This is a genomic window from Tenacibaculum sp. TB-56, from assembly GCF_059716275.2.
Genome location: NZ_CM201367.1, coordinates 189,937 through 214,663, shown reverse-complemented (window position 1 = coordinate 214,663; position 24,727 = coordinate 189,937). Strand labels below are relative to the sequence as shown.

30 protein-coding genes are annotated in these 24,727 nt (G+C 31.4%); 24 read left to right on the top strand and 6 right to left on the bottom strand.

Annotation, left to right across the window (positions count from 1 at the left end):
• Window positions 1-31: 31 nt before the first annotated feature.
• The 16 genes from AC3VI6_RS00970 to AC3VI6_RS00895 all read left to right on the top strand — a co-directional run bounded on the left by AC3VI6_RS00970 (window position 32) and on the right by AC3VI6_RS00895 (window position 13,519).
• The gene (locus tag AC3VI6_RS00970; protein WP_497704848.1) at window positions 32-565 is read left to right on the top strand and encodes a hypothetical protein; all 534 of its coding nucleotides are present in this window, start codon (window positions 32-34) and stop codon (window positions 563-565) included.
• 25 nt (window positions 566-590) lie between these two features.
• Window positions 591-1,247 carry a lysoplasmalogenase gene (locus tag AC3VI6_RS00965; RefSeq protein WP_497704847.1) on the top strand — a complete coding sequence of 219 codons (657 nt, stop codon included), beginning with the start codon at window positions 591-593 and terminating at the stop codon, window positions 1,245-1,247.
• A 7-nt stretch (window positions 1,248-1,254) separates the two neighbouring features.
• Window positions 1,255-1,962 carry a helix-turn-helix transcriptional regulator gene (locus AC3VI6_RS00960; RefSeq protein ID WP_497704846.1) on the top strand — a complete coding sequence of 236 codons (708 nt, stop codon included), beginning with the start codon at window positions 1,255-1,257 and terminating at the stop codon, window positions 1,960-1,962.
• Window positions 1,963-2,010: 48 nt separating this feature from the next.
• Window positions 2,011-2,469 carry a GyrI-like domain-containing protein gene (locus tag AC3VI6_RS00955; RefSeq protein ID WP_497704845.1) on the top strand — a complete coding sequence of 153 codons (459 nt, stop codon included), beginning with the start codon at window positions 2,011-2,013 and terminating at the stop codon, window positions 2,467-2,469.
• Window positions 2,470-2,595: 126 nt separating this feature from the next.
• Window positions 2,596-3,582: an esterase-like activity of phytase family protein gene (locus AC3VI6_RS00950; protein WP_497704844.1), complete on the top strand. Its 987-nt coding sequence runs from the start codon at window positions 2,596-2,598 to the stop codon at window positions 3,580-3,582.
• A gap of 116 nt (window positions 3,583-3,698) precedes the next feature.
• Complete coding sequence (locus tag AC3VI6_RS00945; protein WP_435255165.1) at window positions 3,699-4,211, top strand: DUF6913 domain-containing protein; 513 nt, start codon at window positions 3,699-3,701, stop codon at window positions 4,209-4,211.
• Complete coding sequence (dapA, locus tag AC3VI6_RS00940) at window positions 4,211-5,086, top strand: 4-hydroxy-tetrahydrodipicolinate synthase (RefSeq protein WP_497704843.1); 876 nt, start codon at window positions 4,211-4,213, stop codon at window positions 5,084-5,086. Before AC3VI6_RS00945 ends, dapA begins: the two co-directional genes overlap by 1 nt.
• A gap of 106 nt (window positions 5,087-5,192) precedes the next feature.
• Complete coding sequence (locus tag AC3VI6_RS00935; protein WP_274634735.1) at window positions 5,193-5,708, top strand: ferritin; 516 nt, start codon at window positions 5,193-5,195, stop codon at window positions 5,706-5,708.
• A gap of 132 nt (window positions 5,709-5,840) precedes the next feature.
• The gene (locus AC3VI6_RS00930; RefSeq protein ID WP_274634734.1) at window positions 5,841-6,653 is read left to right on the top strand and encodes an outer membrane protein assembly factor BamD; all 813 of its coding nucleotides are present in this window, start codon (window positions 5,841-5,843) and stop codon (window positions 6,651-6,653) included.
• Window positions 6,654-6,656: 3 nt separating this feature from the next.
• Window positions 6,657-6,977, top strand: a complete 321-nt coding sequence (locus AC3VI6_RS00925; protein ID WP_497704842.1) for a DNA-directed RNA polymerase subunit omega — start codon at window positions 6,657-6,659, stop codon at window positions 6,975-6,977.
• A gap of 1 nt (window position 6,978) precedes the next feature.
• Window positions 6,979-8,190 (top strand): bifunctional phosphopantothenoylcysteine decarboxylase/phosphopantothenate--cysteine ligase CoaBC, encoded by a 1,212-nt coding sequence (gene coaBC / locus AC3VI6_RS00920; protein WP_497704841.1) that lies wholly within the window; start codon window positions 6,979-6,981, stop codon window positions 8,188-8,190.
• Complete coding sequence (porD, locus tag AC3VI6_RS00915) at window positions 8,183-9,073, top strand: type IX secretion system protein PorD (RefSeq protein ID WP_497704840.1); 891 nt, start codon at window positions 8,183-8,185, stop codon at window positions 9,071-9,073. Before coaBC ends, porD begins: the two co-directional genes overlap by 8 nt.
• 102 nt (window positions 9,074-9,175) lie before the next feature.
• Window positions 9,176-10,828 (top strand): DNA repair protein RecN, encoded by a 1,653-nt coding sequence (recN, locus tag AC3VI6_RS00910; protein ID WP_497704839.1) that lies wholly within the window; start codon window positions 9,176-9,178, stop codon window positions 10,826-10,828.
• Between the two features lie 50 nt (window positions 10,829-10,878).
• Complete coding sequence (locus AC3VI6_RS00905; RefSeq protein WP_497704838.1) at window positions 10,879-11,691, top strand: enoyl-ACP reductase FabI; 813 nt, start codon at window positions 10,879-10,881, stop codon at window positions 11,689-11,691.
• Window positions 11,692-11,786: 95 nt separating this feature from the next.
• Window positions 11,787-12,566 (top strand): DUF3050 domain-containing protein, encoded by a 780-nt coding sequence (locus tag AC3VI6_RS00900; protein ID WP_497704837.1) that lies wholly within the window; start codon window positions 11,787-11,789, stop codon window positions 12,564-12,566.
• Window positions 12,566-13,519 carry a glycosyltransferase family 2 protein gene (locus AC3VI6_RS00895; RefSeq protein WP_497704836.1) on the top strand — a complete coding sequence of 318 codons (954 nt, stop codon included), beginning with the start codon at window positions 12,566-12,568 and terminating at the stop codon, window positions 13,517-13,519. Before AC3VI6_RS00900 ends, AC3VI6_RS00895 begins: the two co-directional genes overlap by 1 nt.
• A 49-nt stretch (window positions 13,520-13,568) precedes the next feature.
• Here the strand turns inward: AC3VI6_RS00895 and AC3VI6_RS00890 are convergent, their stop codons facing one another.
• From AC3VI6_RS00890 to prfB, 3 genes are all read right to left on the bottom strand, one after another.
• The gene (locus AC3VI6_RS00890; RefSeq protein WP_497704835.1) at window positions 13,569-16,397 is read right to left on the bottom strand and encodes a M16 family metallopeptidase; all 2,829 of its coding nucleotides are present in this window, start codon (window positions 16,395-16,397) and stop codon (window positions 13,569-13,571) included.
• A gap of 119 nt (window positions 16,398-16,516) precedes the next feature.
• Window positions 16,517-16,858, bottom strand: a complete 342-nt coding sequence (gene arsC, locus AC3VI6_RS00885; protein WP_497704834.1) for an arsenate reductase (glutaredoxin) — start codon at window positions 16,856-16,858, stop codon at window positions 16,517-16,519.
• A 132-nt stretch (window positions 16,859-16,990) separates the two neighbouring features.
• Window positions 16,991-18,085 (bottom strand): peptide chain release factor 2, encoded by a 1,095-nt coding sequence (gene prfB / locus AC3VI6_RS00880; protein WP_497704833.1) that lies wholly within the window; start codon window positions 18,083-18,085, stop codon window positions 16,991-16,993.
• Between the two features lie 36 nt (window positions 18,086-18,121).
• Here prfB and AC3VI6_RS00875 point away from each other — a divergent pair, with 36 nt between their 5' ends.
• Window positions 18,122-19,141 (top strand): threonine aldolase family protein, encoded by a 1,020-nt coding sequence (locus tag AC3VI6_RS00875; RefSeq protein ID WP_497704832.1) that lies wholly within the window; start codon window positions 18,122-18,124, stop codon window positions 19,139-19,141.
• Window positions 19,142-19,176: 35 nt separating this feature from the next.
• Here AC3VI6_RS00875 and AC3VI6_RS00870 read toward each other — a convergent pair whose 3' ends face one another.
• The gene (locus tag AC3VI6_RS00870) at window positions 19,177-19,785 is read right to left on the bottom strand and encodes a DUF8845 family protein (RefSeq protein ID WP_497704831.1); all 609 of its coding nucleotides are present in this window, start codon (window positions 19,783-19,785) and stop codon (window positions 19,177-19,179) included.
• Window positions 19,786-19,789: 4 nt separating this feature from the next.
• The gene (locus AC3VI6_RS00865) at window positions 19,790-20,284 is read right to left on the bottom strand and encodes an RNA polymerase sigma factor (protein WP_274634721.1); all 495 of its coding nucleotides are present in this window, start codon (window positions 20,282-20,284) and stop codon (window positions 19,790-19,792) included.
• 150 nt (window positions 20,285-20,434) lie between these two features.
• Here AC3VI6_RS00865 and AC3VI6_RS00860 point away from each other — a divergent pair, with 150 nt between their 5' ends.
• The 7 genes from AC3VI6_RS00860 to AC3VI6_RS00830 are packed head-to-tail and all read left to right on the top strand — an operon-like array spanning window position 20,435 to window position 24,196.
• Complete coding sequence (locus tag AC3VI6_RS00860) at window positions 20,435-20,851, top strand: DUF2141 domain-containing protein (protein ID WP_497704830.1); 417 nt, start codon at window positions 20,435-20,437, stop codon at window positions 20,849-20,851.
• 6 nt (window positions 20,852-20,857) lie between these two features.
• Window positions 20,858-22,213, top strand: coding sequence for a 2TM domain-containing protein (locus tag AC3VI6_RS00855; protein ID WP_497704829.1), 1,356 nt, complete (start codon window positions 20,858-20,860; stop codon window positions 22,211-22,213).
• Window position 22,214: 1 nt separating this feature from the next.
• On the top strand, window positions 22,215-22,511 hold the full coding sequence (locus AC3VI6_RS00850) for a 2TM domain-containing protein (RefSeq protein ID WP_497704828.1): 297 nt from the start codon (window positions 22,215-22,217) through the stop codon (window positions 22,509-22,511).
• Complete coding sequence (locus tag AC3VI6_RS00845) at window positions 22,501-22,788, top strand: 2TM domain-containing protein (RefSeq protein ID WP_274634424.1); 288 nt, start codon at window positions 22,501-22,503, stop codon at window positions 22,786-22,788. The genes AC3VI6_RS00850 and AC3VI6_RS00845 overlap by 11 nt, the downstream gene beginning before the upstream one ends.
• 1 nt (window position 22,789) lies before the next feature.
• Window positions 22,790-23,131, top strand: a complete 342-nt coding sequence (locus tag AC3VI6_RS00840; RefSeq protein ID WP_274634423.1) for a 2TM domain-containing protein — start codon at window positions 22,790-22,792, stop codon at window positions 23,129-23,131.
• On the top strand, window positions 23,115-23,423 hold the full coding sequence (locus AC3VI6_RS00835) for a 2TM domain-containing protein (RefSeq protein WP_497704827.1): 309 nt from the start codon (window positions 23,115-23,117) through the stop codon (window positions 23,421-23,423). Before AC3VI6_RS00840 ends, AC3VI6_RS00835 begins: the two co-directional genes overlap by 17 nt.
• A gap of 17 nt (window positions 23,424-23,440) precedes the next feature.
• Window positions 23,441-24,196 (top strand): LytR/AlgR family response regulator transcription factor, encoded by a 756-nt coding sequence (locus AC3VI6_RS00830; protein WP_497704826.1) that lies wholly within the window; start codon window positions 23,441-23,443, stop codon window positions 24,194-24,196.
• On the opposite strand, the gene AC3VI6_RS00825 is transcribed toward AC3VI6_RS00830, so the two are convergent.
• Window positions 24,116-24,700: a flavodoxin family protein gene (locus AC3VI6_RS00825; RefSeq protein ID WP_497704825.1), complete on the bottom strand. Its 585-nt coding sequence runs from the start codon at window positions 24,698-24,700 to the stop codon at window positions 24,116-24,118. The genes AC3VI6_RS00830 and AC3VI6_RS00825 overlap by 81 nt on opposite strands.
• Between the last annotated feature and the right edge of the window lie 27 nt (window positions 24,701-24,727).

The following is a 24,727-nucleotide window of genomic DNA, read 5'->3' as shown; positions in this document are numbered from 1 at the left end:
ATCTTGTTGAATTTTTTATAAAAATTGAAAAATGAAAAAGTATTTTTTGGATTTACCAATATATAGATGTAGTGAAGAAAAATTCCAAAAAGAGAATGAAAACTTAAAAACTTTTGTAAGAAGTTTAGCAGCAAGTAATAGACGTCTTTTAAATGATGATGAAAAGTATGAAGAATTAGTAAATGATATGTTTTACATGCAGTCATATGACTATGATTATAATGAAATAACCGGCTGGTTGAAATTTTATGTAGAAGGTAGTCAGATAAGAGGAGATTGGTTTTTTGAATGCTCTAGATATTCGAAAATAATAAAAGAACGGTTTAGAAGAGGGGTTAGGAAAAAGCAATTTGGGTTCAGAGAGGATGTGTATGTTTTGTATATCCAAAAAGGTGATGATTCAGATACGATATACTTTAATTTCTTAAAAAGCTTGAAACAATTGAATAAGAGTAAAAGAGTATTTAGAAATAGAAATTTCGATTTTAGACTTATTGAAAATTTAGGGAGTTTTATAGATTTTAGAAAACTTGTCGATACTCTAAACCTCTATAATAATATGTAAGGAAACGAATACAAAAACAATGATAATGACTAAACAAACTAAAATAACCATAGCTTCCATCGTTTTTTTATTGGTTGCTATTGCTGACGTATATGCAGTAATAACACAAACCAAAACCATCGAAATGATTTTTAAACCGTTACTAATGACCTCACTAGCGGTAGTGTATTTGGTATCGGTTAAAAAGCCAAGTTTTTGGCTGTTATCAGCGTTGTTTTTCTCTTTTTGGGGAGATGTTTTTCTGTTAGATAAAGAGAAATTGTTTGTGTTTGGTTTAGGGTCTTTTTTAGTTGCTCATCTTGTTTATATTAAAATAACCACTGATCTGTTATTTAAAGATTTAACAGCAAAAATGATAACTTCAGCAATTCCTTTTGTGTTGTTGTTTGTAGGGTTACTAGGTTTAATTTATGATAATTTAGGAGATATGTTATTGCCAGTAATCGTATACGGAATTACAATTTCAACTTTTGGTACTGCGGCATTGTTACATTATCGTCAGCAAAAAACAACTTCGAGTTCTTGGTTATTACTGGGAGCTATTTTGTTTATAGCATCTGATAGTTTAATTGCGTTAAACAACTTTTATACACCAAAACACTTATTTAATATTGCCATTATAGTATTGTATATCGTTTCTCAATACTTAATTGTTAAGGCAATAATAGCTAAAGAAAAGTAACGTTCTAATGGAAAAACCGAGGTTAACGAGGTTAACTCAAATTGTAACTTTACTGCAATCAAAAAGATTGCTAACAGCTAGAGAATTAGCCGATAAGTTTCAGGTAAGTTTGCGAACAATTTATCGAGATATTAGAACGTTAGAGAGTTCAGGTATTCCAGTAGTTACTGAAGAAGGAAAAGGATATTTCTTACGAGAAGGATACCAATTACCACCAATTATGTTTTCAGAAGAAGAAGCTAATGCGCTGATAACAGCAGAGCAGTTAATTCTGAAAAATAAGGATGCTTCACTAGTAAAAAATTATAGCGAAGCTATTACCAAAATCAAAGCAGTTTTAAGGTGTTCACAAAAAGGGAAAGCTGATTTGTTATCTCAAAGAGTTGCTTTTAGAGCAAATATTGAAAAAGAACAATCGAGTAATTATCTTATTCAAATTCAGTCAGCAATTACAAGTTTTCATTTACTAGAGTTAGCTTATTTATCTCTTGAAAATAATTTTACTGAAAGAATTATAGAACCTTTTGCTTTATACAGTACGAATGAAAATTGGTTGTTAATCGCCAATTGCCGATTGAGACATGAATTCCGAGTGTTTAGGTTAGATTGTATTCAGAATATGAAGGTTTTAAACGATACTTTTCCCGCTCATAAAATGACTTTGGAAGAATACTTTAAAATTTGTCAAGAAAAATATGGCACACCCTTGACATAGGGTTGACATAGTGGAGTTCTATTTTTGTTGAAAATTAAAAAACAAAAGATGAGTAAAGAACAAAAAGAACCATTTTACATTGTTGGAATTTCGGTAAGAACTACTAACGAGAATCAACAAGCAGCAAAAGATATACCTGCTTTATGGCAGCGATTTATGTCAGAAAATATAGCTGAACAAATACCCAATAAACTTTCAAATGAAGTATATGCTGTGTATACCGATTATGAATCAGATTATACCAAGCCATACACAACAATTATTGGTTGTAAAGTAAATGAAATTGGTACTATCTCCGAAGGATTGATGGTAAAAAAAATAGAAGCTCCTAAATATAAAAAATATGTAGCCAAAGGAGATTTAGCGAATAATATTGTATACAATAAATGGTTGGAAATTTGGGATGAAGAAATAAATAGAGCTTATACTTCCGATTATGAAATTTATGGAGCAAAGGCTTCAGATTCAACAAATGCCGAGGTAGAAATATTTATAGGAGTAAATTAAGATTAAGGGCGGTTTTAAACCGCTCTTTTTGTATAAATAAGATTCTTTTATGTTTAGTCAAACCTACTAGGTTAGACGCTATAAATTTTAATGCTTACATAAACTAAAAACAATACTTTTGTAGGTATGAAAAAAATAGCAATAGCCTTGTCAGTTTTTGGTTTACTGGCGTGTAAACAACAAAGAATATCACTTAAGTTTTTAAATGAATACGTAGTAAAAGATTCTTTACAGATTGATAATACCGTAATAGGAGGGATTTCAGGAATCGACTATTACAATAATCAATATTATATGGTTGTTGATGACGCGGCAAATCCAAGGATTTTGATAGGTGATATTGTTGTTAAAAATGATTCGATTCAATCGGTAAGTTTTGAAAAAGTTATTGTAGTTGATACTGTTAGTCAGTTTACTAAAAACCATGTGTTAGATTTAGAATCTATTTTTATTCAAGACGGAATAATTAATCTAACAAGTGAAGGTTCAATTCAGTATAAAAAAGATCCGAGTATTTTCCATATAGATACAAAAGGGAGTTTTATAAATGAGGTAGTTGTCCCAAATTACTTCAAAGCTATTTCAGAAGCAAAGCCTAAACATAATGGAGTTTTTGAAGGTTCATCAAAAAGTATTGATGATAAAGGTTTTTGGGTAGCAATGGAGGTTCCGTTAGAAGCAGATGGAGAAGAACCAACATTTCATGAAACTCAATCACCTGTTAGAATCACTTATTACGATAAGAACACAAAAGAAGCAACTAAACAGTATGCTTACCAATTAGAAAAGATTGATAAGCCTGCTAAAGGAAATGTGAATTTAAATGGAGTAACGGCTATTTTAGAGTATAAAAAAGATCATTTTTTTATCATTGAAAGAATTTATCAAAGTGGTTATGGAAGTCACGGAAATGTAGTTAGAATTTTTAAAGCTACGATTGATGATGCTTCAACAAATACGCTAGCTATAGAATCATTGAAAAATGAAAAATATACACCATTAAAAAAAGAGTTATTGCTAGATTTTAGCACTGTTGAAAATCAACTAACAGACGGAATTATAGATAATATAGAAGCAATTACTTTTGGTTCCAACCTTAGCAAACGGAAATAAATCGTTAATTCTAGCTTCAGATGACAACTTTCAAGTGTATGGTAAACAATTGAATCAGTTTTTATTGATAGAAATTGAAGAGAAATAAATAAATTAGCTACCCCTAATTTTCATACATGATAAATACATTAAAAAGTAAATCTATTCAAAAAGAATACGATAAGTTAATAGCTAAACAAGGCAAGAAATCACACAAGAGTTCACAGGTTAAAAAAGTAGCTGTTTTGTTAGATAATGAGGCTTTAGTTAATGTTGTGTTAGCAAATTTAGCAAACAACTTTCCGTTTAAAAAAGAAGATATTGCGGTATTGGTATTTAGAGAATATTCTAAGAAAGATGAGCCTTCATCACAGTTTTTTACTGAAAAAGATTTAGGATTTAAAGCGAGTTTAAAATCCGACAATTTGAAAGATTTCGTTAAAAATGATTACGACTTACTTATAAACTATACAAAAACCTCCAACTTATTAACGAATGTAATAACTTTGTTGTCGCAAGCAGATTTAAAAGCTGGTTTTGCTGAAATTGATGACAGGTTATACGATATTGTTGTGTCTGACGAAGGTTTTAATGAAGCAGTTTTAAATCAAGAGTTAAAAAAATATCTAACGATTTTAAATAAAATATAATGCAAAAGTTTGTAGGAACAGGAGTGGCTTTGGTAACTCCTTTTAACGAAGATTTAAGTGTAGATTTTGATGCGCTTAGAAAGCTAGTAAACTATAATATTGAAAACGGTACAAACTATTTAGTAATAAATGGAACTACTGGAGAGAGTGCAACCATTACTAAGGAAGAAAAATTAGAAATAATAAAGGTTGTAATAGAAGAAAACAATGGTCGTTTACCTTTAGTTTTAGGAGTTGGAGGAAACAACACGCAAACAGTTGTTGAAGAATTACAAACGTTAGATTTAACTGGAATCGATGGAATTTTATCGGTAGCGCCATATTATAGCAAGCCAACTCAAGAAGGTTTTTATCAGCATTATAAAGCAATTTCTTTAGCAAGTCCCAAACCAATTATTTTATATAATGTTCCTGGAAGAACGGCAAAAAATATGGAGCCAGCCACTACCTTACGATTGGCAAGAGACTTCGAAAATATTGTCGCTGTTAAAGAGGCAGGAAATAATCAACAACAGTATTATGAGTTGTTAAAAGATAAACCAGAAAACTTCTTAGTAATTTCTGGTGATGATGATTTAGCTTTAGGTGTAGCTTTAGCTGGAGGATCAGGAGTTATTTCTGTAATCGGACAAGCATTACCAAAAGAGTTTTCAAAAATGATTCAATTAGGATTAGAAGGAAAAGCTAAAGAAGCGTATGAAATACATTATCAATTAATGGATATTGTAAACTTAATCTTTGCTGAAAACAATCCAGCAGGAATCAAAGCAGTATTACAAAAATTAGGAATTTGTTTAGATGAAGTGCGTTTGCCATTGGTAAAAGCTTCAGAAGAATTACAAACTGAAATCTCAGATTTTATCGATAAGATGTAATTTTTCTAAATAAAATTTAAAAATACAAAAGACTACAATTTCGTTATTGTGGTCTTTTTTTAGCATCTTTGTATAAAGATTACAGTTTACAATTAAAACAGAAAATATGTTATCAAAAGTAATAGAGAAAGCATTAAACGATCAGATAAGAGTAGAAGCAGAGTCTTCACAAATATATTTAGCAATGGCATGTTGGGCAGAAATTCAAGGTTTTGAAGGTGTTGCGCAATTTATGTATGCACATTCTGATGAAGAGCGTATGCACATGTTAAAGTTAGTAAAGTTTGTAAATGAACGAGGAGGACATGCACATGTTTCAGAATTAAAAGAACCACCAGCAAAATTTGGATCTTTTAAAGATATGTTTCAAACATTATTTGATCATGAAGTAATGGTGTCGCAATCAATTAATGATTTAGTGCATATTACCTTACAAGAAAAAGACTACGCTACACATAATTTCTTACAATGGTATGTATCTGAACAAATTGAAGAAGAGGCTTTAGCGCGTAATATTTTAGATAAAATTAATTTAATTGGAGACGATAAAGGAGGTTTGTATTTGTTTGATAATGATGTGAAGCAAATTGTAGCACAAACATCAGCTGCAGCTCAGCAATAAGATTAACAAACATTTAGTAAGTTTTTTGAAAAATTATAACAGATTTTGTAGTTTCTTGTAAAACTCTATTTTAGAGTAAAAAAATCGTTTTAATAATCCATAATTAATCACTAATTTTGCCAGATGCAAAAAATGAAAAATCTAGCGTATATTGTTGTGATGCTTTTAGTACTAACTTCATGTGGAGAGTATCAAAAAGTATTAAATAAAGGAACTGTAGAAGATCAATACAAAATGGCTGTGAAAATGTACGAAGCACAAAAGTACGGAAAGGCCTTACGATTGTTTGAGAAAATTGTACCTTCATACAGAGGAAAACCTCAAATGGAGCGCATTCAATTTATGATAGCACAATCTAATTTTAATGAGAAAAACTACAGTTTAGCTGGTTATTATTTTAATAGATTTACAGGGAATTACCCAAAGAGTTCTAAGCAAGAAGAAGCAGCTTTTTTGTCAGCATTAAGTTATTATAAAGCAGCTCCTAGTTTTAGTTTAGATCCAACAGATACAAACAAAGCGTTAGAGTCTTTTCAGAAGTTTATAGATGCTTATCCAGATTCAGACAAGCAAGAAGAGGCAAATAAATATTACACAGAGTTACGCTCTAAATTAGAAAAGAAATATTTCGAAATAGCAAAAACATATTATAGAACTGCAGATTATGATTCGAGAAATTACAAGGCGGCTATCGTTGCATTTGATAATTTATTAGAAGATTATTTAGGAACCAAGTATAAAGAAGAAGCTTTGTACTATCGTTTAAAAGCAGCGCATGATTTTGCAATGAAGAGTACGCAACGTAGAAAAGCAGAAAGAATAAAAGAAGCAGTAAAAGCGTACGATAAGCTTAAAAGAAACTTCCCAGAATCAAAATTCATGGAAGAATCAAACGAAATGTTAGCAACATTAAACAAAGAACAAGAACAATTAGTTAAAGGTTAAAAAATGGATTATAAAGAAACGAAAGCGCCGTTAAGTACTATAACTTATAATAAAGAAGCTATCGAGGCTCCAACGCATAATATTTATGAAGCTATTTCTATTATAGCAAAGAGAGCTACACAAATTAATTCTGATTTAAAAAAGGAGTTAGTAGATAAGTTAGATGAGTTTGCTACTTATAACGATAGTTTAGAAGAAGTTTTTGAAAACAAAGAGCAAATCGAAGTTTCTAAATTTTATGAGCGTTTACCTAAGCCACATGCTATTGCGGTAGAAGAGTGGTTAAATGGTAAAGTTTATTATAGAACTCCAGAGGCAAAATAATATGTCTGTACTAAGCGGTAAAAAAGTTTTACTTGGTGTTACCGCCGGTATAGCGGCATACAAAACAGCGAACTTAGTTCGCTTATTTATAAAATCGGGCGCAGAAGTCAAAGTAATTATGACTCCTGCGTCTAAAGATTTTATAACACCTCTTACACTTTCCACCTTATCAAAAAATCCAGTTCATTCTACTTTTTACGATAAAGAAGATGAAAATGAATTGTGGAATAATCATGTAGATTTAGGTCTGTGGGCAGACATTATGTTAATTGCTCCGGCAACAGCCAATACCTTGTCTAAAATGACAAATGGTACTTGCGATAATTTATTATTGGCAACCTATTTATCGGCAAAATGCCCAGTGTATTTTGCTCCTGCGATGGATTTAGATATGTACCAACATCCATCAACAAAAACTAGTTTAGAAAGCTTACAAAGTTTTGATAATATCTTAATTCCTGCTACTTCTGGTGAATTAGCAAGTGGATTGGTAGGTGAAGGTCGTATGGCCGAACCTGAAGATATTGTTGATTTTATTGAGAAAGATATAGTGTCTAAGTTACCACTTCGTGGGAAAAAAATATTGATTACCGCAGGACCAACCTATGAAGCGATAGATCCTGTTCGTTTTATTGGAAATCATTCTTCTGGTAAGATGGGGTTTGAAATTGCAAAAACAGCAGCTAACCTAGGAGCTGAGGTGTTTTTAATTGCGGGTCCATCACATCAACAAGTAAACCATTCATTTATTCATAGAATTGATGTAAAGTCAGCACAAGATATGTATGACGCTTGTCATCAATATTATGCTGATGTAGATGTAGCAGTGTTATCTGCTGCAGTTGCCGATTACAGACCAAAAAATGTGGCAACTCAAAAAATAAAAAAGAAGGAAGCAGCGTTAAGTATTGAGTTAGAACCAACTAAAGATATCCTAAAATCATTAGGAGAAGCTAAGAAAAATCAGTTGTTAGTTGGGTTCGCCTTAGAAACGAACGATGAGGTACAAAACGCAAAAAGTAAGCTTACACGCAAAAATTTAGATTTTATTGTATTAAATTCGTTACGTGATGAAGGTGCTGGTTTTGCAACCGACACCAATAAAATTACAATTATTGATGCTGATTTGAACGAAAAATCATTTGATTTAAAGTCAAAAAAAGAAGTGTCAAAAGATATCGTTAACGAAATAATACAAAAATTAGATGCGTAAATTAGCCTTTATAGTTTTTCTTTTTTCAATTGTTTTTTCTTCTCATTCACAAGAATTAAATGCTACGGTAATTATCAATTCAGATAAAGTACAAAGCAGCAATAAACAAGTATATCAAACCTTACAAAAGGCGTTAACAGAGTTTATCAATGATAAACAATGGACGAACCGAAATTTTAAACAGCAAGAGCGCATTAACTGTGCATTTAATATTATTATAAACGAACAAAACGGAAGTAACTTTTCAGGTACTTTACAAGTACAGTCTACACGACCAGTTTATAACTCTACCTATGCAACGCCAGTTTTAAATATTAACGACACGAATTTTAACTTTCGTTATAACGAGTTTGATCCGCTAATTTATAATCCAACAGTTTACGAGTCTAATTTAATTTCTATGATAGCTTTTTATGCGTATACGATCATAGGGGTTGATGCGGATACCTTTGCTTTAAAAGGAGGAGAAAGCTATTTAAAGCAAGCAGAAAGTATTATGTTGTTAGCACAATCTAGCGGAGAATCAGGGTGGCAAAATGAAGTTGGTAAGCAAAATCGTTTTGCTTTGATAGATAATTTATTGTCTTCAAAGTTTAGTGCGCTACGTAGTATTTATTACAACTACCACCGTAAGGGGTTTGATAACCTTGCGGATAATAAAAATTCAGCAAAAGAAGCTATAGAAAAAAGTGTTTTAGATTTAGATAAACTATTTAATATTGCTATAGGAAACTACATGATTCGTGTTTTTTTAGATGCAAAAGGAGATGAAATCGTAAATGTTTTTTCAGATGGAATTCCGTCTAAAAACCAATCACAAATGCTTACTGTTTTAAATAGAATTGCTCCGACCTATAAAAGTAGGTGGAAAAATATTAAGTAAGTAAAAGTTTATAAACTGTTGAAAAATCAATAGACTTCCTTAGTTTTTGATCGATATAATTCAATCAAAATCCTTACTTTTATTCCTTTTAAAGAATAAAATTTGTTAACACATTTATCCATACAAAACTACGCGCTAATCAATCAGTTATCGATTGATTTTTCTTCTGGGCTATCTATCATTACGGGTGAAACTGGAGCAGGAAAATCCATTTTATTAGGAGCTTTGGGGTTGGTAATGGGTAATCGTGCCGATTTATCATCGTTAAAAAACACCGAAAAAAAGTGTGTAATAGAAGCTCAATTTTCGGTTGAAGGCTATGCTTTACAAGAGTTGTTTGAAGAATTAGATGTAGATTATGAGTCGGAAACTATCATTAGAAGAGAAATTTTGCCTTCAGGAAAATCGCGTGCTTTTGTAAACGATTCACCAGTTACCTTATCGGTACTTTCTGCTTTAAAAACGAAACTGATAGATATTCATTCGCAACATCAAACCTTACAGTTATCGGACGAGAGTTTTCAGTTTTCTGTTATTGATGCTTTAGCAAAGAATCAAGCTAAAATAGCCTCTTATAAAAGGGGGCTACGTGCCTATAACAAATTAAAAAAGGAGCTAAAACTTCTTCAAGAGGAAACTGAAAAATCAAAAGAACAATACGAATACAATTTACACTTATTTAATGAATTGGATGAAGCGAAGCTGCAAGTAGGTGAACAAGAGGTTTTAGAAGAAAAGCTAGATAAATTAAACAATATTGAAGAAATAAAATTGAATCTATCTGAAGCGTTAGGAGTATCTATCAATGAAGAAATAGGAATCCAAACCTTATTATATTCTTTAGAAAACAAGTTGCAAAAAATTAGTTCCTATTCAAAACAATATGAAGAATTAGCTAACCGTGTAACAAGTGTTAAGATTGAGTTAGATGATGTCGTTGCAGAACTAGAAAGCGCCAATGAAGAGGTGGAGTTCAATCCGAATGAAATAGAAGAGTTGAATGATAGATTGCAGTTAATCTACAATCTTCAAAAGAAACATTCTGTAGCAACGATAACTGAGTTACAAGAAATCCATGAATCGTTAGCGGAAAAAGTAGCACAAGTTGAAGACGCTGGAGGATTGATAGGAAAAAAGGAAGCAGAAATTAAAGAAGTTGCTCAAAAACTAGATGAAGTAGCCAATATGATTACTACATCACGAAATAAAGTCATTCCAAAGTTGAAAAAAGAATTAGAATACCTTTTATCGGAATTAGGAATGCCAAATGCTCGTTTTGCTATTGAATTGCAACCTTCTGAAGACTATTTATCTAACGGAAAAGATAATTTAGAGTTCTTGTTCTCTGCCAATAAAGGTGGAAACTTTGGTGAATTAAAGAAGGTGGCATCTGGTGGAGAATTGTCAAGAATCATGCTGTCCATCAAAAAAATACTATCAGAAAACATACAATTACCTACCATTATTTTTGATGAGATTGATACTGGAGTTTCAGGTGAAGTATCTAATAAAATTGCAAAAATAATGCAAGATATGAGCGCTCACATGCAGGTAATAACTATTACACATTTGCCACAGATAGCTTCAAAAGGAGTACAACACTATAAAGTATTTAAAGGAGAAGAAAAAGGAGTAACAACCTCTAATTTAAAGTTATTGTCAGATGACGAACGTATTAGAGAAATAGCTGAGATGTTAAGTGGAAAAGACGTTTCTGAAAGTGCTTTAATTCACGCAAAAGAATTATTAAATTAAGAGTATATTTGCTTTCAGAACAAACAACGATAGACTAAAATATTTTAAATATGTATAATTTATTAAAAGGAAAAAAAGGAATCATTTTTGGAGCATTAGATGAAAATTCTATTGCATGGAAAGTTGCTGAACGTGCTCATGAAGAAGGAGCAGAGTTTGTATTAACCAACGCGCCAATCGCTATGCGTATGGGAGGTATCAAAGATTTAGCAGCGAAGACAGGATCAGAAATTATTCCAGCTGACGCGACTTCTATGGAAGATTTAAACAACTTGGTTGAAAAATCTATGGAAATTTTAGGAGGGAAAATCGATTTCGTTTTACACTCTATCGGTATGTCAGTTAATGTACGTAAAGGTCGTCATTATACAGATTCTAAATACGATTTTACAACGAAAGGATGGGATGTTTCATCAGTATCTTTTCATAAAGTAATGAACGTTTTATATAATAAACAAGCCATGAACGAGTGGGGTAGTATTGTTGCATTAACGTATATGGCAGCACAACGTGTATTCCCAGATTATAACGATATGGCTGATAATAAAGCGTATTTAGAAAGTATTGCTCGTAGTTTTGGATATTTCTTTGGAAGAGATCATAAAGTACGTGTAAACACAATTTCTCAATCGCCAACGCCAACAACAGCAGGTCAAGGAGTAAAAGGATTTGACGGATTTATTTCGTATGCTGAAAAAATGTCTCCGTTAGGAAATGCTACAGCTTTAGAATGTGCTGATTATACCATCTCATTATTCTCTGATTTAACAAAGAAAGTAACCTTACAAAACTTATTCCATGATGGAGGTTTCTCTAATATGGGAGTAAGTGATGCGGTAATGGAAAGGTTTACTGAAGAGTAAATTAACTTGTGCCTTAAGCGTAGTCGGAAAGGTTCCGAAAGAATATATAATTAAATGCAAATCGTTAGATTTGCATTTTTTATTGATAGTTACAAATGAGCAATATTTTACACATAGAAAAGGAGTTAAAATCCTTAAGACAACAGCTTAAAGAACATGAGTTATATAATTCGTTAAATGATATAAATGATGTAAAATTATTTATGGAATCACATGTATTTGCAGTGTGGGATTTTATGTCGTTGTTAAAGGCTTTACAACGAGAGCTTACCTGTGTAACTTTACCTTGGCTACCTGCCGTAAATACAAAAACAGCACGTTTTATCAATGAAATTGTGTTAGGTGAAGAAACTGATGAAAATGAATTAGGAGAACCTAAGAGTCATTTTGAAATGTATATTGATGCTATGCGTCAAGCAGAAGCAAACACCTCTAAAATTTCAAGTTTTATTTCAGATATTATTGATGGAAAAACTGTTGAATTAGCCATAGAAGATTGTTCTATAATTGATGAAGTAAAAGACTTTGTAAACTTTTCTTTTGAAGTTATCAAAACAGGACAAGCACACATTATTGCATCATGTTTTACCTTTGGTAGAGAAGATGTGATTCCTGATATGTTTTTAGAAATTGTAAAAAATACAGAAGAGAAAGAAGGAAGTTCATATAGTAAATTGACCTATTATTTGAATAGACACATTGAGCTAGATGGTGATGAACACGGACCGTTATCATTACAAATGATAGAAGAACTATGTGGTGAAGATCAGCAAAAGTGGGATGATGTGTTATATTACGCGAAAGAATCACTACAGAAAAGAATTCAACTTTGGGATGGAATCGCTAAACAAATTAATCAAGCAGTTTTAGCGTAATGAATTTACAATTTTCAATAATAGTACCTGTTTACAATCGACCTCAAGAAATTGATGAGTTGTTGGAAAGCTTGACAAAACAAGAGTTGAAAGACGATTTTGAGGTACTAATTGTTGAAGATGGTTCAGGAAATTCATCCGAAGAAGTTGTAAATAAATACACCTCACAACTTAATTTAAACTACTTTTTTAAGGAAAATAGTGGAGCAGGAGCAAGTCGCAATTATGGAATGGAAAGAGCATCAGGAAATTATTTTATCATTCTAGATTCCGATGTTATTGTTCCACCACAATATCTTTCCGAAGTAAAAAAAGCATTAGAAGAAAGTTATACAGATGCTTTTGGAGGGCCTGATGCTGCGCATCCTAATTTTACAGCTTTACAAAAAGCAATTAATTATTCGATGACTTCGGTATTAACTACAGGAGGAATTCGAGGTAAGAAGAAGTCGGTTGGTAAATTTCAACCCAGAAGCTTCAATCTAGGCTTGTCAAAAGTTGCTTTTGAAAAAACAAATGGTTTTTCTAAAATGAAAGCAGGAGAAGATATTGATTTAACTTTTCGTTTGTGGGAAAACGGTTTTGAAACGCAACTAATAGCTAAAGCTTTTGTATATCATAAACGTAGGAGTACCATTAAACAGTTTTTTAAACAAACATTTGCTTTTGGTACAGCTAGACCTGTTTTAAATAAAATGTATCCTGAAACAGCTAAATTAACTTATTGGTTTCCGAGTTTGTTTATTATAGGAATTGATATTGCGGTCATCGCAGTTTTCTTTGGATATTGGCAATTGTTGGCTTTTTACGGAATTTACTTTACTTGTATTTTTTTAGATTCTCTAATTCAAAATAAAAATCTACAAGTAGCTTTATTGAGTGTTGTTACAACTCTTACTCAGTTTTATGGCTACGGATTAGGTTTTTTAGAGTCTAGGTTTCTAAATAAATAAAAGCTCCCAATTTCTTGAGAGCTTTTGTTAATTATAATTTTTTTTAAAATTATTTTTCGGGGTTTAAAACACCTAAAATATATCCGTTAGTTAAATATTTCTTAGCTACTTTTTGAATATCTTTTGTCGTTAAAGAATTTACACTCTTTTCAAAAGAAGCTACGTCTGAAACATCGTTGTTTTGGTAGTCTACATTTTTAATAGTACTTAACCAAAATTGATTCTTTTTAAGCTCTTCTTTGTAGTCAGCAATCATTCCTTTTTGAGCTTTCATTAAATCTTCTTTTGTAGGTCCATTTTTAACTACAGAAGCAACTTCAGCAACAGAAATGTTCTTTAATTTTTCAACATTTTCAGGTGCACAAGGGTATGCAATTGTAAAGTTATACCAACCGTAAGGCATTTTGTTTATACTACCACGAGCACCAGCAGAATAAACACCACCTTCTTGCTCACGTAGTTTTTCAATTAACTTAATTCCTACAACTTCTCCTAAAACTTTAAAGGCTAAAGCATCTTTTTTGTTGTATTTCGCTTCTCCTTGGTAGGTAATACGAACGTTACTTTTAGGATCTTTTCCTTTTTCTACTATTTTAGTGTGTGAACCTGATAAAGGTCTGAAATCAGTAACATTGTATTTTTCGTTTGAATTTTTCCCTGGTAAACCAGCAATATATTTAGTTGCGTATTCAGCAAGTTTCTTTTCATCAACATTTCCAGCAAAATAGAAGTTAAAGTCTCCAGCATCTGCAAAACGCTCTTGATACTTTTTATATGCTAAGTTGTAATCAGCTTTTTCATATTTTTCAGGAGACGGGAAGCCTGTATAACGAGGATCTTTTCCGTAAACAAACTCACTCATTTCTTTTTGGAAGAAGAAATTAGGACTAGCTAGTAGATTTCCTAAGAAACTTTTTTGCTTATTTACATACGAATTAAAAGCTTTTTCATCTTTGTTTAAAGAAGTGAAGTATAAATGCACCATTTGGAATAATTCTTCTAAATCTTTAGGTGTAGCAGAACCTCTAAATCCTTCACTTATTCCACCGATATAAGGAGAAACACGAACGATTTTACCAGACATCATTTTAGATAAATCTGTTTTAGAGAAACCATTAATTCCTGCTTCAGAAAGTCCGCTATTTGCAAAAGCAGTAGCTTTTAATTCTTCATCAGAGTATAACGAAGTTCCACCGAAACTAAACGCTTCAAATAAAATTTCATCATTTTTAAAGTCAGTTTTCTTATAAGTAACCTTAGCTCCGTTGCTTAAAACCATTGTTTTAGTGCCTAAATCTTTGTTTTCAGTAACCTTAGTAATAGTACCAGAGGTTGGTTGCTTTGTAATTAAAGAAGCAGCTACAGCTTTATCTTCGTAAGGTTTTAACTCTTTAGTTTTAACGTTGTTTAAAGCATCTAATACTTGTTGTTCAGTTACTACTTTTTTAGGTTCAGTAATAACTACAACACGGTTATCATCATGTAAATAGTTTTTAATTAAGCTATTTACTTCTTCTAATTTTACAGAAGGTACTAACATTTGGTGTGCTTGGTATTCCCACTCGATACCTGGAATTGGCTCTTGCTCTAAGAAATTGTTAACATATTGACCAATAATTCTGCTAGATTCTCTTTTGTCTTTGTCTTTAAAAGCCTTTTCCATACGAGCATTAACGCTCATTTTTGCACGATCTAATTCTCCTTGTTGAAAACCGTATCTTTTAACACGCTCGCTTTCATCTAATAAAGCTTGTAATCCTTTTAATTGACCATCGGCACTTACACTTGCTCTTGATTGGTAAGCTTCTTTACCACGAGCCCAAGTTCCACCATGATAACTAAATCCGTAAACAAAAGGAGGGTTTTCGCTATTACGTAATTCGTCTAAACGATTATTAATCATTTCAGCAAAAAGCGATTGAACAATTGAATTTCTGTAATCAGCAACAGTTGTTTCTGGTTTTGCTTCATCATAATCTTTGTACATTAACTGTACACTAGCAAAAGGAGCTTCTTTATCAGCTTCAATCGCGATAAAAGTTTCTTTGTGATTTTTTAATGGAGCAACTTCTCTTTTACGAGGATTTTTAACTGCTGGTATTTTACTAAAGTGCGATTTGATTTTTTCTTCTAAAATGTCAACGCTTACATCACCAACAGCTACAACAGCCATTAAATCTGGACGATACCAGTCTTTGTGAAAACGACGAATACTTTCGTGTTTAAAGTTTTCTATGTTTTCTTTAGTACCGATAGGCAATCTTTCAGCATATTTAGAACCATGCATTACCTTTGGTAAATACTTTTCTAACATACGGCTGTCAGCACCTCTACGAGAACGGTATTCTTCTAAAACTACACCACGCTCTTCGTCAATGTCTTTTCCTTCTAATAAAGCACCATGCGCCCAATCTTCAAGAATTTGAAATCCTTTTTCTAGTTTTTCTTGGTCATCACTTGGAATAGGCAAGATGTATACAGTTTCATCAAAACCTGTATAGGCGTTTAAGTGTGCTCCAAACTTTACTCCGATAGACTGTAAATAATCTACCAATTCGTTCTTTTTAAAGTTTTTGGTACCATTAAAGTTCATGTGCTCCATAAAGTGAGCAAGTCCTAACTGGTCATCATCTTCTAAAATAGAACCTGCATTTACAACTAATCGTAATTCTACTTTGTTGGCTGGTTTCGGATTTTGTTTGATGTAGTAGGTCATTCCGTTTGATAGCTTTCCTATCTTAACTGAAGGATCAGTCGGAATGTTCATAGCAGTTACTTTTTCTTTTTTGTTTAGCTTTTGTTGTGTTTCTTTTAAAGCTTGACTATACCCCGTGGAAATAATGAAGGCCAGGGATAGCCCTAATACTACTTTTTTCATAGTGAATGAATTTTAATTTGAGAGCAATTTACAAGGAATTATTAATAAACTAAAGAATTAGTTATTTAAATTGTGTTAAAATAAAAAAGCTCCCAAATTTTTGAGAGCTTTTAAAATAGTTAGATAATTTCTTTGATGGTTTCAGGCGGACGACCAATCACCGCTTTGTTACCGTTAATAACGATTGGACGTTCTATTAATTTTGGATTATCAACCATTGCTTTGATAATTTCTGAATCTGATAATTCTTTTCCTTTGAAATTGTCTTTCCAAATTTGTTCATTTTTACGAACCAATTGAATAGGAGAAATATCTAATAAGCTGATGATTTCTTTTAATTCTTCTTCGGAAGGAGTATTGTCTAAGTATTTTACAACTTCAAATTCCTTTGTTGAGTTTTCTACGATTTCTAAACCCTGACGTGATTTAGAACAACGTGGATTATGGTATATTTTTATCATTTTATTGTTAGTTTATATATAAAGTTATAGAGTTTATAAAGTTGAAAGGTATAAAGTTTTTTAATTTTGCCAACAGCCAACAGCCAACAGCCAACAGCCAACAGCCAACAGCCAACAGCCAACAGCCAACAGCTAATCCTCTTTTTGCCCCATCATCATTAAATAGGCTTTTAAAAATGGATTGATATTTCCGTCCATAACAGCATCTACATTTCCTGTTTCATGGGCAGTACGAACATCTTTTACTAATTTGTATGGATGCATTACATAGTTTCGAATTTGACTTCCCCATTCATTTTTCATTTTGTTCGCCTCAATTTCATCTCGAGCAGCCAATCGCTTTTGTAATTCAATTTCGTATAGTTGAGATTTCAACATTTGTAACGCAGTAGCTCTGTTATCGTGCTGCGAACGTGAATTAGAACACTGAATTTGAATTCCAGTAGGTTTGTGTACTAGTTGCACTTTCGTTTCAACTTTGTTTACATTTTGTCCACCAGCGCCACTAGAACGTGCTGTGGTAATTTCAATATCGGCAGGGTTTACTTCAATTTCGATAGAATCATCAGCAACTGGATATACATATACAGAAGCAAAGGAAGTATGACGTTTAGCATTGCTATCAAAAGGAGAAATACGCACCAAACGGTGTACACCATTTTCACCTTTTAACCATCCAAAGGCATAATCTCCTTCAAACTCTAAAGTAACTGTTTTAATACCAGCTACATCACCTTCTTGGTAGTTCAAGGTCTTTATTTTATATCCTTGTTTTTCTGCCCACATGGTGTACATGCGTGTTAACATTTCTGCCCAATCACAACTCTCAGTTCCACCTGCACCTGCTGTAATTTGTATAGTGGCACTCAAACTATCTCCTTCTTCAGAGAGCATATTTTTAAATTCAATATCTTCTAAAAAAGCAGCTGTTTTTTCATATTGCTCTCCAACTTCACTATCTTCAACATCACCTTCTTTATAAAAATCGTACAAAACTGTTAAATCGTCGTTCATAGCCGTAACAGTATTGTAATCTTCTACCCATTTTTTCTTAAAACGAAGAGATTTCATAATAGCTTCAGCCTCTTTCGGATTGTTCCAAAAATCAGGATTTGCTGTTTTTTCTTCTTCATTTGAAATTTCAATTAACTTCTTGTCAATCTCTAAATATCCTTTTAACTTGCCAATTCGTTCAGCGATATTTTTAAGCTGTTCGTGTGTAATCATAGATGCAAAAATACATTTTATAAATCGTAGTTAGAAATGGAAATAAACTTAATAAGTGATACTGTAACAAAGCCAACTCAAGGGATGTTGGAAGCAATGATGAGAGCTAAGGTAGGAGATGATGTTTTTAAAGCAGATCCAACAGTGAATTTGTTACAAGAAAAAGTAGCGGATATGTTTGGGATGGAAGCTGCGTTATTTTTTCCTTCGGGAACCATGGCGAATCAGACAGCGATTAAGATTCACACACAACCAGGTGATAGAATGTTTTGTGATAAATGGGCGCATGTGTATAACTATGAAGGAGGAGGAGCAGCATTTAATGCAGGAGTAACATCTTGTTTAATTGATGGAAATAGAGGAATGTTTACAGCGGAACAATTAGAAAGTGTAGTAACAGGTAGGAATGATATTCATACTCCGTTTAACCGTTTGGTATGTGTTGAAAACACTACCAATAAAGGAGGAGGAGCTTGTTGGGATTTTGAAGAGTTACAAAAGATTCAAAGAGTAGCAAAAGCAAATGATTTGGCGTATCATTTGGATGGAGCACGTTTGTTTAATGCGTTGGTAGCAAAAAATGAAACTCCGAAGCAGTATGGAGAGTTGTTTGACACAATTTCAATCTGTTTATCAAAAGGTTTAGGAGCTCCTGTAGGTTCAGTATTGGTAGGGAGTAAAGCACATATTGAAAAAGCGTTACGTGTACGTAAATTGTTTGGAGGAGGAATGCGACAAGCAGGTTTTTTGGCAGCGGCAGGAATTTATGCGTTAGATAATCAAGTAGAACGTTTAGCAGAAGATCATCAAAAAGCAAAAGAAATAGGTAAAGTACTAGAAAGTTGTTCGTATGTAAAGAAGGTTGAACCTATAGAAACAAATATTGTTATTTTTTATGTGGATGATTCAATAAAATCAGATGATTTTATGAAAAAGATGGCTGATAAAGGCATTTTGTTAATTTCTATGGGAGAAGGAAAAATACGAATAGTTACCCACTTAGATTATACTGATGAGATGCATGAGAAATTAGTAGAAGAGTTAAAGTCATTTTAAATAAAAAGAGAGGTTGTAAAACAACCTCTCTTTTTTTAGTTTAACTCTTCAAGTTTAGCTAACTCTTTGTAGTTTTTATTCAATTTACGTAATAGAATACCATATAGTAATTGATAAAAGCACCATAAAATCACTACCATAATAATTAAGACTACTATGGTAATAATCATAGAAATTAAAATTTGTTTAGAATTGAATTCTGGATGAGTTTTAAGTGTAGCAATAGAAACAATAACTCCAAAAATAAAAACATATAACAAATTAAATAAAACATAGTACTTTACAGTTTTTCTTGTTTTAATAATCTTATCCATTAAAGTTTTTGTTGAGTCAACTATAGATATACTTTTATAATTTAAATAAAACTTAATTAAAAAATAGAATAGTATTGGATAAAGAACAAATTGTGAATAAAACATGAAGTTGTATAACCCAAGTTGTCTGTATTCGTTATAAGCCTCTTCCATATCAACAACAAAATACAAAGAGTTCAATAAAACAAATTCTAAAATTCCAATAATAAAAATCCATTTTACAATTGATGATGACTTGGAGTGTGCCATCTTATATATATCGACCTTAGAAACTTTGCGTGTCTCTTCTGGTTGATTTTCCCAAGCTTTTTTATATTTATCTAAATCCATTAACTTATGGGTTTAATACTTTCTTTAATTTATCCTTTGCTCTGTTCATTTTTACTCGAGCGTTTACTTCACTAATACCTAAAGTGTCTGAAATTTCTCTGTAAGATTTATCTTCCAAATACAAAAAGATTAGCGCTTTATCAATATCATTTAATTTACGTATTGCACTGTAGAGTGCTTTTAATTGTAACTCTTCTGTGTCGTCATAATCCTCTGCTTTAATTTTAAATGAATATTCTGAAATGTCTTGTGTTTGTATAGTTCTAGTTGATTTACGATATAAAGAAATTGCAGTGTTAAGTGCTACACGATACATCCATGTACTAAATTTTGCATCTCCTCTAAATTTGCTGTAATTTTTCCATAGTTGAATAGTGATTTCTTGAAACAAATCATTGTGAGCATCTTGGTCGGTCGTGTAAATTCTACATACCTTATGTACAATGTTTTGATTGGCTTCGAAATCGTCTAAAAATTTATTTTCTAGTTCTTTTTCCACAAAGTTTGATAAAGTTGATATGTTATAAGTAGCCTAAAAATACAAATTGTTACAACTCATCCTAAAAAAAATACAATTCAGTTTGTTTTTGTTTTTAAAAGCTGATTTCTAGAAGAGATTTGTACAAGAATTAACCATAAAAACAACATTATGAAATTTTTTACACACATTTTAATCGTAATAGTAGTGTTTACTGTCGAAACAATTTCTGCTCAAAAACAGAACATCACAGCTACAGTTGTTAACGCAACATCTGAAGCAGGGAGTATTAAATATGCATTATATACCCAAGAGAATTTTAGAAAAGAACCAGTACAAGCAAAAGAAGCTAAGATAAAGGAAGGAAAAAGTACTGTAGTATTTGAAAATGTACCTGCTGGTGAGTATGCAATTATTTGTTTTCACGATGTAAATAATAATAACAAAATGGATTTTGAACCTAGCGGAATGCCTTTAGAAGATTATGGAGCATCAAATAATAATTTATCTCGCTTTGGCCATCCACGATATGAAGAAGCAAAGTTTTTAGTTAGGGATAAAGATGTATCTTTCGAAATAAAATTTTAAAATCATATGAAACCCTCATCAAAATTAATGTTTAAGAGTTTTAAAAGTGATGTTTGGATTTGCTTAAAACTTACGATTGTTTTCGGTATAGTTTTTACGCTAATAAATCAAGCATTTACTTTAAAAGAAGCAGGGTTAGTGTTTTTATTTTCAGGAATGTATTCGTTTATCCTTGGATTAGGTAATGGTATTATTAATGATTATTTAAGTGCTAAGTGGGATTGGGTTACGCAAACCAATCAGCGAGTTTGGTGGGGAATTATAGCAACGGTAATTTATACGATAGTAGCAGTTTTAGGAATACACTACATTCAATATTTTGTAATATTTTCAAATAAGATAGAAAACTTTTTTACAGGGCAATTTCTATGGATGCACTTATTTGCCATTATTCTTTCTTTAGGAATTGCAGCTTTTTTTCATGCAAAAGGTTTCATTGTAAACTGGAAAAAATCTATTAAACAAGAAACTACTCAGCATGAAATAGTAGCAAAAACTGAAACGGCAAAGTTTGAAACTTTAAAAAGTCAGATAGATCCACATTTTTTATTCAATAGTTTAAATGTGTTGACTTCTTTAATAAGTGAAAATCCGAAACAAGCAGAGAAGTTTACAACAAAACTATCAAAAGTATATCGCTATGTACTGGAGCAACGAAATAAAGAACTAGTACCAATTCAAGAAGAATTACAATTTGCTAAAACCTATATGGAATTATTGCAAATGCGTTTTGAGGAAGCAGTAAAGTTTACAATACCTGAAGAAGTAAGTAATTCTGAATTAAAGATAGTTCCGTTATCACTTCAATTGTTATTAGAAAATGCGGTGAAACACAATGTAGTTTCGGCTTCAAAACCGTTAGAGATACGCATTTTTGAAGAAGACGGATTTCTAAAAATTCAAAACAATATCAATCCGAAAGAAGCTATTGGAAAAAGCACAAAAGTAGGGTTGAGAAATATAGCAGATCGTTACGGTTTAATAACCGATAGAAATGTTCAAATAATTAATAATAACAAAACATTTACAGTGTGTTTACCGCTGTTAATTAATATAAAAGATAGTATCATGGATACAAAAAGCTTAGAAAATAGTAATTATGTAAAAGCAGTAGAAAGGGTAGAAAAATTAAAAGAGTTTTATCAAAATTTAGTTTCGTACTGTATAGTTATTCCTTTTTTAATATTTATAAACCTAAAAACGTATTCAAGATTCCAATGGTTTTGGTTTCCGATGATAGGTTGGGGTATAGGATTGGTTTTTCACTACTTAGAAGTAAATAATTATAATTTATTTTTAGGAAAAAACTGGGAAGAGCGTAAGATTAAAGAATTAATGGAAGAAGAAGAAAAATACAAATAAGATGGAAAGAGATTATACATTAGAATATAAATATGCGAAAGCAAAGAAAAAGGTAGAAAAAATAAAAGGGTTATACATTCATTTTATAGTAACTGTGTTAATTATACCAGTATTGATTTTTATAAACTTAAAGTTTGTACCTAGTTACCATTGGTTTTATTTTCCAACTATAGGAATGTTTTTAGGGCTGTTTTTTCATTGGTTGGGCATTTTTGGAATAGAAAAAATAGGCTTAGGAAAAGATTGGGAAGAACGTAAGATTAAAGAATTTTTAGAAAACAATAACAATGGAAGGTAATTATAGAGAAGAAAAAAAGTATTTAGAGGCTAAAAAGAAAGTAAAACAAGTAAAAGGGTTCTATGCTCATACTTTAGTAAATGTCATTTCAGTGATTATTATTGTTTTAGTGAATTTAAAATTCTCACCTTATTATCACTGGTTTTGGTTTCCTGTTATAGGAATAGTACTAGTTACTTTTATTCATTGGATGCTAGTTTTTGGTGTTAACATTTTAGGGCTTGGAAAAGATTGGGAGGAGAAAAAGATAAATGAATACCTAAATAAAAAGAATTAGTATGGAAAATGATTATAAAGAAGAACATAAATATTTATTGGCTAAAAAAAGAGTAGAAAAAATTAAAGGTTTCTATTGGCATTTAGCAGCGTATATAATTGTGAATATTTTTATTTCAGTTGTAATTATTATGGGCTTTATGAATGAAGACAAGTTAACTTTTATTAAAGCAATAGGTAACTTTGGGGTGTATGCTACTTGGCTTTTTTGGGGGATTGGAGTCTTTTTTCATTGGTTAGGAGTATTTGGAACTAATATATTTTTTAATAAAGATTGGGAACAACGCAAAATACAAGAGTATCTAGATGAACTAAAAAAGAAAGAAAATGGAAACTTTAAATAGAGAACAACAATATACAAGAGCTCAAAAAAGAGTAAATGAAATCAAAAAGTTTTATAAACATTTAGTGGTTTACATACTAATAAACTTAGTTTTTATAGGAAGAAGAATATATAAAGATATTGTTTATAGAGATGAATCAGTTATAGAAGCTATCTTAGACATAAACAACTATAATTTATTTTTTTGGTGGGGAGTCGTAGTATTTATACACGGATTTAGTGTTTTAGGAAAAGACAAGTTGTTTTCAAAAAACTGGGAAGAGCGAAAAATTAAAGAATATATGGAGCAATAATTACTGAGAATAGAACTATGAATGTTATAATTATTGAAGACGAAAAGCCAGCAGCAAGAAGATTAAATAGAATGTTAGCAGAACTGAATATAGAGGTTCAGCAAATGTTACACTCGGTAGAAGAGTCTATAAATTGGTTTCAGAATAATGAACACCCAGATTTAATTTTCTTAGATATTCAACTTTCCGACGGATTATCATTTGAGATTTTTGAAGAAGTCACTATAAAATCAGCCATTATTTTTACAACGGCTTATGATGAGTATGCACTAAAAGCATTTAAGTTAAACTCTATTGATTATCTTCTAAAACCAATAGATGAAGACGAGTTAAGAGTGGCGGTAGATAAGTTTAAAGAATATCAGCCTTTACAAAGTAACATACACGTTAATATAAATGACATTCGTAAGTTGTTAATAAACCCAGTAGACAGAAAGTACAAAAAGCGATTTACAATAAAAGTTGGGCAACATTTAAAAATTATAAATATTGAAGATATAGAATGCTTTTATTCAGAAAACAAAGCAACTTATATTCATACCAATTCTAATAGAAATTATTTAATTGACAATTCACTAGAATACTGGCAAGAGCAGTTAGACCCTGAACAGTTTTTTAGAGTAAATAGAACTTTTGTAGTACAAATAAATGCGATTAAAGATATTGTATCTTATACAAACTCTCGCTTACAATTAAAGTTGGAGTCCTATAATAATTCTGAAATAATTGTAAGCAGAGAGCGAGTAAAAGATTTTAAACATTTTATTGAGTAAGTATAGTTCTAAAAGAATCAATTTTATCGGCAGCTTCAGGATGAATGTTTTCTCCGTCTTCAGTAAACCAAGAGTGAGTACTCCCAAGTAATTCATTCCTAAATAATTAGCACTTTCAATAAAAGGCATTTCAAATCCTTTTTTTAGGTCGTTTTGACCTGAGTTACTAATCATCGCCATGTTTTTACCTCGTAATAACCTTCCTAAGTCTTTTTTGTATTTTAACAGGTCAGACAAACGATCAAAAAATATTTTTAAAGTTGCACTCATTGTATACCAGTAAACAGGGGTTGCAAAAACAATCGTATCATAGTTATTAATAACTTCTTCCATAACAGGAATAAAATCGTCATTGGCATTGCTAAAGTCATACTCAAAAACACCAATATTTTTTGTTTTTAAGTCGATAACATCAAAAGAGTTGTTGCTGTTGAGGTAGTTAATAACTCTGTTTGTATTTCCGTTACTTTTAGAGCTTGCTTGTATTATTACAGTTTTTTTCATTTTGTAGATTTATTTTGATGTTAAAAC

What these genes read in the sequence shown, in the direction of transcription:
- AC3VI6_RS00935 (WP_274634735.1), top strand. Translation starts at nt 5,193, where the DNA reads ATGTTATCAAAAGTAATAGAGAAAGCATTAAACGATCAGATAAGAGTA.
- AC3VI6_RS00950 (WP_497704844.1), top strand. Translation starts at nt 2,596, where the DNA reads ATGAAAAAAATAGCAATAGCCTTGTCAGTTTTTGGTTTACTGGCGTGT.
- AC3VI6_RS00925 (WP_497704842.1), top strand. Translation starts at nt 6,657, where the DNA reads ATGGATTATAAAGAAACGAAAGCGCCGTTAAGTACTATAACTTATAAT.
- AC3VI6_RS00850 (WP_497704828.1), top strand. Translation starts at nt 22,215, where the DNA reads ATGGAAAGAGATTATACATTAGAATATAAATATGCGAAAGCAAAGAAA.
- dapA (WP_497704843.1), top strand. Translation starts at nt 4,211, where the DNA reads ATGCAAAAGTTTGTAGGAACAGGAGTGGCTTTGGTAACTCCTTTTAAC.
- AC3VI6_RS00870 (WP_497704831.1), bottom strand. Translation starts at nt 19,785, where the DNA reads ATGGATTTAGATAAATATAAAAAAGCTTGGGAAAATCAACCAGAAGAG.
- AC3VI6_RS00965 (WP_497704847.1), top strand. Translation starts at nt 591, where the DNA reads ATGACTAAACAAACTAAAATAACCATAGCTTCCATCGTTTTTTTATTG.
- AC3VI6_RS00845 (WP_274634424.1), top strand. Translation starts at nt 22,501, where the DNA reads ATGGAAGGTAATTATAGAGAAGAAAAAAAGTATTTAGAGGCTAAAAAG.
- AC3VI6_RS00895 (WP_497704836.1), top strand. Translation starts at nt 12,566, where the DNA reads ATGAATTTACAATTTTCAATAATAGTACCTGTTTACAATCGACCTCAA.
- AC3VI6_RS00930 (WP_274634734.1), top strand. Translation starts at nt 5,841, where the DNA reads ATGAAAAATCTAGCGTATATTGTTGTGATGCTTTTAGTACTAACTTCA.
- AC3VI6_RS00855 (WP_497704829.1), top strand. Translation starts at nt 20,858, where the DNA reads ATGAAACCCTCATCAAAATTAATGTTTAAGAGTTTTAAAAGTGATGTT.
- porD (WP_497704840.1), top strand. Translation starts at nt 8,183, where the DNA reads ATGCGTAAATTAGCCTTTATAGTTTTTCTTTTTTCAATTGTTTTTTCT.
- AC3VI6_RS00955 (WP_497704845.1), top strand. Translation starts at nt 2,011, where the DNA reads ATGAGTAAAGAACAAAAAGAACCATTTTACATTGTTGGAATTTCGGTA.
- AC3VI6_RS00875 (WP_497704832.1), top strand. Translation starts at nt 18,122, where the DNA reads ATGGAAATAAACTTAATAAGTGATACTGTAACAAAGCCAACTCAAGGG.
- AC3VI6_RS00890 (WP_497704835.1), bottom strand. Translation starts at nt 16,397, where the DNA reads ATGAAAAAAGTAGTATTAGGGCTATCCCTGGCCTTCATTATTTCCACG.
- AC3VI6_RS00835 (WP_497704827.1), top strand. Translation starts at nt 23,115, where the DNA reads ATGGAAACTTTAAATAGAGAACAACAATATACAAGAGCTCAAAAAAGA.
- AC3VI6_RS00945 (WP_435255165.1), top strand. Translation starts at nt 3,699, where the DNA reads ATGATAAATACATTAAAAAGTAAATCTATTCAAAAAGAATACGATAAG.
- AC3VI6_RS00825 (WP_497704825.1), bottom strand. Translation starts at nt 24,700, where the DNA reads ATGAAAAAAACTGTAATAATACAAGCAAGCTCTAAAAGTAACGGAAAT.
- AC3VI6_RS00830 (WP_497704826.1), top strand. Translation starts at nt 23,441, where the DNA reads ATGAATGTTATAATTATTGAAGACGAAAAGCCAGCAGCAAGAAGATTA.
- AC3VI6_RS00900 (WP_497704837.1), top strand. Translation starts at nt 11,787, where the DNA reads ATGAGCAATATTTTACACATAGAAAAGGAGTTAAAATCCTTAAGACAA.
- prfB (WP_497704833.1), bottom strand. Translation starts at nt 18,085, where the DNA reads ATGATTACACACGAACAGCTTAAAAATATCGCTGAACGAATTGGCAAG.
- coaBC (WP_497704841.1), top strand. Translation starts at nt 6,979, where the DNA reads ATGTCTGTACTAAGCGGTAAAAAAGTTTTACTTGGTGTTACCGCCGGT.
- AC3VI6_RS00860 (WP_497704830.1), top strand. Translation starts at nt 20,435, where the DNA reads ATGAAATTTTTTACACACATTTTAATCGTAATAGTAGTGTTTACTGTC.
- AC3VI6_RS00840 (WP_274634423.1), top strand. Translation starts at nt 22,790, where the DNA reads ATGGAAAATGATTATAAAGAAGAACATAAATATTTATTGGCTAAAAAA.
- AC3VI6_RS00960 (WP_497704846.1), top strand. Translation starts at nt 1,255, where the DNA reads ATGGAAAAACCGAGGTTAACGAGGTTAACTCAAATTGTAACTTTACTG.
- arsC (WP_497704834.1), bottom strand. Translation starts at nt 16,858, where the DNA reads ATGATAAAAATATACCATAATCCACGTTGTTCTAAATCACGTCAGGGT.
- AC3VI6_RS00970 (WP_497704848.1), top strand. Translation starts at nt 32, where the DNA reads ATGAAAAAGTATTTTTTGGATTTACCAATATATAGATGTAGTGAAGAA.
- AC3VI6_RS00905 (WP_497704838.1), top strand. Translation starts at nt 10,879, where the DNA reads ATGTATAATTTATTAAAAGGAAAAAAAGGAATCATTTTTGGAGCATTA.